Genomic DNA, 10,726 nt, shown 5'->3' with positions numbered 1-10,726 from the left:
ACTGGGATGCGTTCATATAGAATTTAATGATGCGCAAGTTCAAAACATCGGATGAAGCGATCTTTAAAATTCATGTAGACCCTGAAGTAAAAGGAGTGATTGAGCTATTTGATGGTTTGCTTGGTCACTATGATTCCGGTCAATCTATACAGCAATATCTCGAACAGTTAGCGGAACGTTTATTGGCCGGTCATGCACGCCGGGATAGTGGCATAAAATTCATCGTGGGCCAGAAACTTCAGGAGTATGATCTGGAAGCACTTTTCGCATTAAAGTTCACTCTGGACGATGCCAGGTTTTGTATAGCCAAAGAACACGGTTATAAAAACTGGCAAGAAGTGGCGCTAGAGAAGAATAATGTAGATCCTACGTTTGAGTCTTTAGTGGATAGCATGCTTGCAGGTGATATCGATACCATTAAGGACGCTGTCTCGCGTGATCCGAATATTGTTCATCAAAGGTCGTCTTATCCGCATCGTGCTACCTTGCTGCATTATACAGGCTCAAATGGTGTTGAGGGTTACAGGCAGGTGGTTCCGTTAAACTTAGCTGAGATAGTGGATTTTCTGTTGGAGGCCGGTGCGGATCAAGCGCTCAAAGCTAATGTATACGGCGGCTGTACGGCTAGAGAGTTAATGGAAACAAGCAAGCATCCCTATGAAGCTGGCGTCATAAAGAAAGTTCAGATGACCTATAAGAAATATCCAACATGAATTATTAACAATAAGCAGTTATCTGGTTTCTTACTTAAGAGGCGCAGGCATAGTCTCCACCTCAAAAAACATTAATGTCTCCATCGCTTCTTCTCTGCTATCACCACAGCTTTCAGCGCTGGGTTTAAAGTTTTTACACACATCGGGATATTGAGCCGTGCCCCAGATCTTGCAGCTGAGTGTGTGCGGGTCAAGGTTAGCACACAGCTCACCCGCCGCTTTCCCCTCAGGCATATTTGGCAGCGGGGAGGATATGGAGGGAGCGATGCAACAAGCGCCGCAATGTTTTCTACAGTTCATTTAGCGGCCTTTACAGAGTCATGATATTGAAACGTTGCCGAATCAGTCGGTTGATGTCTCCATCATAGCAAGAACTTGCGCAAACAGGGGCGTTAGCAGTTTATTCCCGTACTCACTTAAATGATCAGCATCGTAGAAAATAGGGCGATCATTGTGCTGTGCCTTGCAGCGTTGCGCGTCACACAAATATGGAATCGGATCGAGTACCTGACTTGCAGTCATCTCGGACACATCCTGAATCAACTGCCTGACTTTACCACTTCTGTTCAGATAGTCCTGATAGTCAATCGACAGGTCATGACGGGCATTTAGCAAATAATTTCGGGCTAATGTTTTAGGAATATTGCGGTTCATTTCAGGCGTCGGTTGGACTAAATATACCGGATGATTACGCTTTAATTGGGTAATAGTGTTGGTCAGCTCGCGTTTGAATTCTGCAAAAAACGCGTCGGTGGCTACATCATATTGTCGCTTAAAGTAGATTAATGGCTTGGTGTCTGAGCTGTCTTTTATCTTCTTAGGATCGGACAGGCCATGCGCATAAATCGGGGTGCGAGCAACCCAAAACACAGGGACGCCATGATGATTTTGCATCAGGTAGTCCATGCGCTGTTGATTCGCCTGATAACAGAATGGATTGAATTTGGTGAGTTTTGCATTCACTACCAGCGGGCAAGAGCTAATGGTTAAGGCCACGATACCGTGTTGCTGTAAGTCGATGGCGCTACTGACAGAGCCAGTCAGAGCATCAGCGTGGCTGTCTCCAACGATAATCGCTTTGATATGATTTGGATTACCGATGATGCAGGGTGTAACGACTTCACCATTATTAATGCATCCATGCGGGTTGCGGTTCAGCGACTCTTTGTCTGCATGAATGACGGCTTGCGGGTAGTGAGATTCAAAGCCGTTGCCGGCATAGGTCAGGCCGCCAAGCAAGCAGGTAAGCAGGGCAATATAGAGCGGTTTACACTTAAGGTATGCCAGCAGATTGTCAAAGTAGACTTTCAATTTTATGCGTTCGATATAGCGATAACTGAGGTAGCCCAGCAGTACGGACAGGGCTAAACCTGCATAGATAAACGCGGTGCCAAGCGTGTAATAACTAATTGCTACCACCAGAGGCCAGTGCCATAAGTAGATTGAGTAGGACCATTTTCCGAGCTTTTGGAAGATGATATTGCCAGTGATCAGGCTGTCGTTGCGTTGTGCCAGAATGACTAAAAACGTGCCCATCACCGGAATAATGGCTAAGTAACCCGGCCATGCGTTGGCTTGTGAAATAAACACGTAAGTCAGTACGATCAGGCCTAATCCAAACCGTTCCATGGTTTTCTTTTGTGGCTCGTTGAGTGTCAGTGGATAGAGGTAAGCGATACCACCCAATAGCATTTCCCAGAAGCGGCTGGGTAGTAAATAATAAGAGGAATTGGGTAGCTTTTGCGTAAGTATGATGGACAGGGCAAAGCCTGCAATGGTTGCCACCAAAAGGGTGATTTTCATTGCATTAATGGACATCATTTTGCGCATAATGACCAAGGCAATCGGGTACAGCATATAAAACTGCCATTCCGTAGACAGTGACCAAGTGTGCAATAGCCATTTCTCATGGGAGGCGACATCAAAGTAGCCGGACTCGCGCCAATACATGAAGTTGGAGATAAAGCTGATGCTGCCGCCGACGTGTTTACCGAGTGCTTTGTAGTCCAGCGGGGTGATGTAAAACCATCCGAATACCAACAAGGCGATACACAGAACCGCCAGTGCCGGAATAATTCGGTTAGCGCGACTGACGTAAAACTTCATGACCGAGAAATCGTCTGACTCCAGCCCTCTGAAGATGATGCTGGTCATCAGGAAGCCTGAGATGACAAAGAATACATCGACACCGGCAAAGCCACCGGGTAACCATGAGGCGTCGAAGTGAAAGAGCATGACGGCGATGACGGCGATAGCGCGCAGGCCATTGATATCGTTTCGAAATTGCACAGAACTGTATCCGTTATTTTAGTTAATTTTTAATTGTTTTCTGGTTGAGTGCTGTGGTCCGGTATTTGTTTTGAGTTGCGGTGAGCTTGTGTTGTGCACGTAGCTTTATCCGGACGCATTTGTCCTGATGGTAGCAAATCAGAGGTGTTATTTGGCTTAATGAATGGGTAAGGATTTACAATTTGATGCATGCCAGCAGTCGTTGTTCTGTATATAGTGGTTGACCGAATCATTCGGTTATCATCGGCAATATCACTGGACATCACTATGCGGCTATTCTCAGATAAAAATCGACCGACGCACCTTGGGCCATATCCGCTGGAGCGCTTAAAACGGGTCGATCAATTACCGGATTTATCAACGGTTCCTGAGTTTTCTAACACGCGTTTCCAGCGTCCGGAGTCACCGCAGAATATCGTCAATGCTATGGACGAATACCAATCCATGCTCGATGCCTTGCGCGATGGTTTGGTGAATAAGTCGTTGTCGGAGATTCCTGAGGGTTTACAGGAACGCACGAATCACTTGAAAGGCTTTGGTTATTTCTCCGATGCCTCGATGGTCGGGTGTTGTGAGTTGCCGGATCAGGCGATGCTGATGACACCCATTCGTAATGCGGGAATCGATGCGCTGGCTGAAGAGCTTCGCAGTAAGCAAACCAAAACGCTGGCTGCGGGTATCGATATGATTATGGCTGAGCTGAAGGAGTCGATGGAAGCGCCGCCAACTTCAATAGATAACCATACTCACGCCATTGTGTTTTTGTATGAATACCCGCGTGATCCTGAGATTGATGAGCCGGGTTATGAATGGATTGAAAATGCACAAGCCGAGAGAGCCTGTTTACGCGCCTCAGAAACGGCAGTGGTGATTGCTAATTATTTGCGGGTATTGGGTTATCCGGCTCGCGCTCACTCTGCAACCACGTCGGATGTACATATCAATAAACTGGCGGTTGCCGCAGGTCTGGCAACGGTTGAGCAGGGAGAGTTAAGGCACCCTTATCTTGAAAATGGCTTTGGCGTGGCGGTGGTGACAACGGCACTGGAATTGGCTTGTGATAAACCGCTGGCAGCATTATCTGATCAGCCAAAGTCAGTGATACAGGGTCTGGCCTGGAAGTTAGGTAAAGGCTTTGCTAAGAGTGCCTCGAATCAGTTGATGTATAAAAAGCGCCGCTTTGTGGATGGTGCTTATCCGTTTGAAAAGCTCAGGCGCGTTGAGAAAACTACCACCTTTATTGATGCTGCCCGAGTAGCGCGTGTGCCAAAACGGGCGGATATGTTTGCTCGTGCGCAGTTTGGTGATATGGGTAAAAAAGTGCAGGATGGTGCAACGGGTGGTTTGTATGTGCGAAAGGCTGCGCCGTCATCAGCACAGCGTCGGGCGCTGGGTGCATTGGTATTGATTCAAAATGGTGAGGCAGCGGATACCATTACCGGGTGTTGTAGCGATCCACAGCGTAATGCGGAGAATATTAAGGCAGCCTGCTATTTTCTGGGGGTAGATGCGGTTGGGTTATCGGAGTGTCCGGACTGGGCTTATTACTCGCACGATGCTTTGGGTGAGCCGATTGAAGCGTACCACCCTAATGCCATTTCCATCATTATTGATCAGGGTTATGAAACCATGGAGGGGGCGTCGGGTGATGATTGGATATCGGTGGCGCAGTCGATGCGGGCATATCTGCGCTTTTCATTGCTTGGTGGCGTGGTGGCGAAACACATTCGCAATTTAGGCTATTCCGCAAGGGCACACACGGTGATGGATGGCGAGGTATTACAGCCACCTCTGTTGTTATTGTCTGGCTTGGGCGAGGTATCGCGCATTGGAGAAGTCATTCTCAATCCTTATCTGGGACCACGCTTGAAGTCTGGTGCGGTGACCACCAACATGCCGATGACATTTGATAAGCCGATTGATTTTGGTTTGCAGACCTTTTGTGAATCCTGCAATAAATGCGCGCGGGAATGTCCTTCCGGTGCAATTACTGCCGGGCCGAAAACCATGTTTAACGGCTATGAAATCTGGAAATCTGATAGTCAGAAATGCGCGACTTATCGCATCACCACAGAAGGCGGTGCGATGTGTGGGCGTTGCATGAAAACCTGTCCGTGGAATCTCGAAGGTATCTTTTCTGAAGCACCATTTCGCAGTTTAGCTATGAGCTTTCCTCAGAGCGCACCACTGCTGGAAAAGCTGGATGATGCGGTGGGTAATGGTGGATTAAATCTCACTAAAAAATGGTGGTGGGATTTGGAAGTACAGGCAGATGGCAGTTATCGGGAGACGGATAAACCTAAGAATGAACGCAGTCTGCAGACTGATTTGAAGCTGAAGTTTGAGGAGCAAACCTTGGCAGTTTACCCAGCCAATCTGGCTCCGCACCCTTATCCATACCCGTTTCCGATGGAGCGTGAGAAAGGTATTCAGGCGTATCAGGCGATGGTGTCTGCTAAGGAATATCAGCAGCGTTTGGCCAAGGGAGATACCACAATGGTTCACCAGTATCAGGCTGATTCTGGTTCGCCGGTGATGCGCGTTGAAGTGAGTCTGGTGGAGGCGATGACGGCTGATGTGCGTAAATATGAATTTAAATCTTTAGATGGTTCTGATCTGCCACAATGGCAAGCAGGCGCGCATTTGGATCTGGTGGTTGCGCCGGAGTTTTTACGTCAGTATTCCTTATCGGGTGATCCGGCAGATCGTTCGACGTATCAGATAGCGGTATTGCGAGAGGAGGAGGGCAAGGGTGGTTCTAAACTGCTGCATCGAATTTTTAGTGAGGGCAGAAAGGTATTTATCGCCAAGCCCATCAATCATTTTCCTTTGGACGAGACTGCGACTAAAACCTATCTGATGGGAGGCGGGATCGGTATTACACCGATGCTGGCAATGGCGCATCGTCTATATGCGATTGGTGCGGATTTTGAGATGCATTATTCTTTTAAGTCACGTGAGTCAGCAGGTTTTCTGAATGATCTGGCAGCGATGCCCTGGCGTGATCATGTCCATTTGCATTGCTCAGAGGATGGCACGCGGGCGCAGCTTGATGAAGTATTGGCGGGCTATCAGGACGGTTGGCATGTCTATACCTGCGGGCCTGATGTTTACATGCAGTGCGTTATTGATGCCGCTACAACAAATGGTTTTCCGGATGAGGCGAGGCATTTGGAGTATTTCTCCGTGCCAGATGTGCCAGATGTGCCGGAATATGAGAATCATGAGTTTACTTTGCGACTGGCTAAATCCGGTAAAGATGTATTGGTTAGAGCGGATCAGTCACCGACGGAGGCACTGGCAGATGCAGGCGTTACAGTGGATGTAAAATGCGCCGATGGGTTGTGTGGGGTTTGTCGCTGTGGATTGATCTCGGGTGAGGTTGAGCATCGGGATTTTGTATTGTCAGAGAAGCAGCGTGAGACGTCGATTATTTTGTGCCAGTCGCGTGGGGCGGTGGAAGCTGGTGTGGTGGAAATAGATCTGTAATTGATGGAAATGGTGCTGAGTACTTTCTTAAACAGCCCTTGCTTGTGGCTAATTCCCTATGACAACTTACTTTCAAAAGGCAAAGTCATCCGCGCAAAAGTCACCGAAATTAACGGTGACAGCGTCACTTTAATGGATGGCACTCAGCTTGAAGCCGACTATATCGTCGTTGCGACTGGCTCAAGTAATGGTGGTGCATTCAAACCTGTAGGCGATAATATTGACGACTTCCGTGCGGTGGTTACTGGCCTTAATGCCAAAGTAAAGGCCACAAAGACCATCACGATCGTAGGTGCGGGAACGGTTGGTACGGAAATGGCGGGTGAGATTATCCACGCCATGCCTGATAAAAAGATCACGTTGATCTCAAGCGAAGAGACGCTTTTCCCGCAAATGCCTGCGAAATTTGGCGCATCAATTCAGTCAAAACTTGAGAAAAGCAATGTAGATGTGCGCTTTGGTGTGCGAGTCGAAAACCTTGCAAGCCTGACAGATCCTTATGCTGGCTCAGTGACGCTATCCGATGGCAGCACTATTGATGCTGACCTGATTATTCCTGCGATTGGTTCGCGAGCGATGTCAGAGGTATTGAACACATTGCCTAACGTGAACATGCAACGTAATGGCCGTGCAGATGTCGATGGGTATTTACGTCTTTCCAGCTATGACAATGTATTTGCCGCAGGTGATGTTGCCGATAGTGGCGATGCAATGACAATTGTCGGGATAACATCCCGAATAATAGAGTGCCGGCTTCTAATTCAGAACCGGCACTTCATTTCATTGAGGTTTCTTGGTTGCGTGATCTGCTCTCTCACGGCCCAATATATGTACCCCCCACGCTGTCGCAATCACCACCAGTGCACCCACCGCCTGATGCATCACTGCATAATAAATATTGACCCCAGACATCACCGTCGCAATACCTAATAATATCTGCACACCAAAGGCGCTATGAATAGCAATGGATGCCTTGCGTGACTGCTGACGGATGCGTCTGGCGAGTACAATCAAAAAGACCACCGCAACCCACGCCCACCAGCGATGGATAAAGTGAATCAGACGCGCATCATTATTAAGCTTGGTCCAGAAGTCTGTCGCCCAGTCCAGACCGTTAGGGAAGAAATGGCCATACATGAGAGGCCATGTTTTGGCGACATGGCCGGCATTTAGGCCTGCGGTATAAGCGCCAAACAATAGTTGTATAAACAGTACCAGTATGACGACCACACCAAATAAGGTGAGCGTTGACGGTTTACTTTGGTGAGTTGCCAGTCGCCGCAGATCCAGTGCTGTCCAGACTAATGCACCCAGTATAGCCAGCGCCATTAACAAGTGAGCGGCTAGTCTAAAGTGACTAACATCAGTGCGTTCAGTCAACCCTGAAGTCACCATCCACCAGCCAATCACACCTTGCATACCACCTAATATGAGCAGAGCGGTTAGCCTTAGGCCGTAACCTTTTGGTATGGCTCGTTTCAGGGCGAACCAGAAAAATGGCAAGGCAAAAGCAAGGCCAATGAGTCGTCCTAACAGACGATGTGCCCATTCCCAGAAATAGATGTGTTTAAACTCAGCCAGCCCCATTCCGGCGGGGCCGTTGATCTCCTGGAACTCCGGGATTTGTTTATACTTTTCAAACTCTGACAGCCATGCCGCTTCATTTAAAGGCGGTAGGGTGCCAGTGATAAGTTTCCATTCTGTAATTGACAATCCGGACTCGGTCAGCCGCGTAATACCACCGACAATAACCATGATGAAAACCAAAAACGCAACGAAGTAGAGCCAGTTGGAAATGGCGATTGGTTGCTTGAGATGACTGAGGGTATCGTCTATGCGGGTGGTCATAGTGGGCAAGGTCACTGTGAAAAAATCGGAGTATAGCAATTTAAACCGTGGGCAGAAATAATGCTATGTTATGGAAGGACATTGGCCGACTGAAGTGCAATCAAACAAGGATGAGACATGCGTAAAGTGATTTTATCGACTCTGGGACTAGTAGTGGTCTCGGGTGGAGTATTTTGGGGGACTGCGGATAAGGATATGCGTCGTTTGCTAATGAATTTTCCGACCAATACCGATGTGCTTTTCTGGTCTACCGAACAACGTGATGCCGCTTTTCGTGCATTAGACCGCATGCCCGTGCTAGCCAAATCCCGCGTAATTGCCTCTGGCGGCAAGGTTTATGAATTACCTGAGGGTAAACTGCTTGACCTTAGTTTAGATGTCGATGCATTTATGGCACATCAGCGCTCAGCCTCTCTGATTATCGTGCAGGATGGCAAGATTCGCCTTGAAAAATATGGCCTGAATTTTGATAAGAATGGTCGATGGACGAGTTTCTCTGTTGCCAAGTCTATTACTTCCACGCTAGTGGGGGCGGCGATTAAAGATGGTTATATCCGCAGTATTGATGACAATGTCTCGACCTATATTCCTGACCTCAAAGGTTCTGTCTATGACACGGTGACGATAAAGCAGTTAATGACCATGACCTCCGGTGTACGGTGGAATGAGGATTATGCTGACCCCAACTCTGATGTGGCGAAGTTTAATGCACATAAAGCAGAGCAGGGTGTGGATGTGACTGTTAGCTATATGCGCCAGTTAGTGCGCGAAGCGCCTGCCGGAACTAAGTGGGTGTATAAAACAGGCGAGACGAATTTAATTGGTGTTTTGGTGAGCTCTGCAACGGGTAAAAAACTGTCTGACTATCTCTCTGAGAAAATCTGGAAACCGTTCGGTATGCAGCAGGATGCCAGCTGGATATTGGGTACAGGAGGTCATGAAATCAGCGGCTGCTGTGTACAGGCATCAACACGTGACTTTGCCCGGTTCGGACTGTTTTTATTGGGTGGTGGTATGGCAGGAGGTAAAGCTGTATTACCAGAGAATTGGATCACCGAGGCTACAAGTAAACATGCCGCGACTAATGATTTTGTGTTCGGTTATGGTTATCAATGGTGGAGTTTAGAGGATGGCGCATATATGGCGCGAGGCATTTTCGGGCAGGGCATTTTTATAGATCCTAAGCGAAATTTAGTGATTGCCTCAAATAGCAATTGGCCACAAGCCACCGACAAACAAGGTGGTGATCAGGAGAAGGTGCGATTAGCGTTTTACCGACAGGTACAGCAGGATCTTGATAAAGGTCTTTAGCGCTTAGGTCTGCGCAGTTTAACCAGACGGGCTTAGTCACTAAAGCGACTGTAATAGTCATCCGAGGCCTGAGTAAATGCACCGCCTTCAGTCTCGCTGATGTCGATAAAGTACTGGTCAGCAGGAGCTTGAATGATTTGATAAAGCTCGCTAACCAAGGCTCTGGCTCGGCGTGAGATGGCATTTTTAGCCAGTAATTCATCCGGTAATTCAGCCTCTTTGAGCAGGATGATACGGAAGCGATTAATCAGCAGCGTCTTGACTAAAAAGCACAATGCAGGGTCCAAATCAGTTTCTTGTTTTGCGGCTTTGAGAATGCCTTGAAAGTCTTTTATCAGCTCTGCGTATTTTTCATTGCTAGGTTCAAGATCAATGCATTGGCTAAGTAACCGGTTTGAAACCGGCAGGTGTTTAGCATCCATGGCACTGGCTTTCAGAATCACCACTTTATTATCCAGTCCCATGTCACGAACCAACTTCTTGACCTCATCAAGATCAATAGATGGATGTCCGTAAACCCCGGTCGTGATGCGATTAAAACCCAGCCAGTGCAGTTCCTTGCGAACTGTTTCGCGTTGTTCAGGGCTAATGTCTCCCAAGGATGTCATCACCAGTCGCCACTGACCGTCCCACTCCAGAGGTTTAGCGGCGTAAATACGCTTTGAGGCGCTGGCAAACTGACGTACCGCACGGTGAGTCAGTGAGTAATAACTGCGTCGTCCCTGTTGCTTGGATTGCAAGACACTTTTTTCTGAGAGCCGAAATACCGATGTACGCACCAGTCGTTGGTTAATCCCCAGTGGCTCGACCAGTTTGATTAGACTGCCTAGCCAGATACTGTCGCCATAAGCGCGAACGGTGTCACCATAAATAGTCAGAATCAGGGAGTTTGCGTGGATGGGACGGTTTTTTGCGAAGTTTTCTACGAGAGAGGTGGCTAGAGAGGTAAAAGATGACTTTGATGGCAAATGATTTTCCTCGCAGTTGAATGATGCTGACATGACTGATCCGATCATAGCATTTTAACAGAAGTAGGGCACATCTGCGGTATTATCCTGCAGGGCAATCGCTTGAAA

General features: G+C 47.9%; 7 protein-coding genes and 1 pseudogene. 4 read left to right on the top strand and 4 right to left on the bottom strand.

What is annotated here, in order from left to right; all coding sequences use genetic code 11:
* Window positions 1-26: 26 nt before the first annotated feature.
* Window positions 27-713, top strand: a complete 687-nt coding sequence (locus DKW60_RS18555; RefSeq protein ID WP_109839160.1) for a hypothetical protein — start codon at window positions 27-29, stop codon at window positions 711-713.
* Window positions 714-743: 30 nt separating this feature from the next.
* On the opposite strand, the gene DKW60_RS23535 is transcribed toward DKW60_RS18555, so the two are convergent.
* Together DKW60_RS23535 and DKW60_RS18550 are read right to left on the bottom strand one after the other, a co-directional pair.
* Window positions 744-1,013, bottom strand: a complete 270-nt coding sequence (locus DKW60_RS23535) for a YkgJ family cysteine cluster protein (protein WP_146203523.1) — start codon at window positions 1,011-1,013, stop codon at window positions 744-746.
* 42 nt (window positions 1,014-1,055) lie between these two features.
* Window positions 1,056-3,002, bottom strand: a complete 1,947-nt coding sequence (locus tag DKW60_RS18550) for an acyltransferase family protein (RefSeq protein ID WP_109839159.1) — start codon at window positions 3,000-3,002, stop codon at window positions 1,056-1,058.
* 189 nt (window positions 3,003-3,191) lie between these two features.
* On the opposite strand from DKW60_RS18550, the gene DKW60_RS18545 reads away from it, so the two are divergent.
* Both DKW60_RS18545 and DKW60_RS24375 read left to right on the top strand, forming a co-directional pair.
* On the top strand, window positions 3,192-6,491 hold the full coding sequence (locus tag DKW60_RS18545) for a reductive dehalogenase (protein WP_219988832.1): 3,300 nt from the start codon (window positions 3,192-3,194) through the stop codon (window positions 6,489-6,491).
* 3 nt (window positions 6,492-6,494) lie between these two features.
* Window positions 6,495-7,181, top strand: a pseudogene (locus tag DKW60_RS24375) (NAD(P)/FAD-dependent oxidoreductase); the annotation flags it as partial.
* 90 nt (window positions 7,182-7,271) lie between these two features.
* Here DKW60_RS24375 and DKW60_RS18535 read toward each other — a convergent pair.
* Window positions 7,272-8,339 carry a COX15/CtaA family protein gene (locus DKW60_RS18535; protein WP_109839157.1) on the bottom strand — a complete coding sequence of 356 codons (1,068 nt, stop codon included), beginning with the start codon at window positions 8,337-8,339 and terminating at the stop codon, window positions 7,272-7,274.
* 117 nt (window positions 8,340-8,456) lie between these two features.
* Between DKW60_RS18535 and DKW60_RS18530 the strand changes: the two genes are divergently transcribed.
* On the top strand, window positions 8,457-9,650 hold the full coding sequence (locus DKW60_RS18530) for a serine hydrolase domain-containing protein (RefSeq protein ID WP_109839156.1): 1,194 nt from the start codon (window positions 8,457-8,459) through the stop codon (window positions 9,648-9,650).
* 32 nt (window positions 9,651-9,682) lie between these two features.
* Here DKW60_RS18530 and DKW60_RS18525 read toward each other — a convergent pair whose 3' ends face one another.
* Window positions 9,683-10,651 (bottom strand): PaaX family transcriptional regulator, encoded by a 969-nt coding sequence (locus DKW60_RS18525; protein ID WP_181389786.1) that lies wholly within the window; start codon window positions 10,649-10,651, stop codon window positions 9,683-9,685.
* Window positions 10,652-10,726: the final 75 nt, after the last annotated feature.

This window comes from Leucothrix pacifica (genome assembly GCF_003172875.1).
GTDB lineage: Bacteria > Pseudomonadota > Gammaproteobacteria > Thiotrichales > Thiotrichaceae > Leucothrix > Leucothrix pacifica.
Note: the sequence above shows the minus strand (reverse complement) of the source record. Positions and strands in the feature narration are given on the sequence as shown.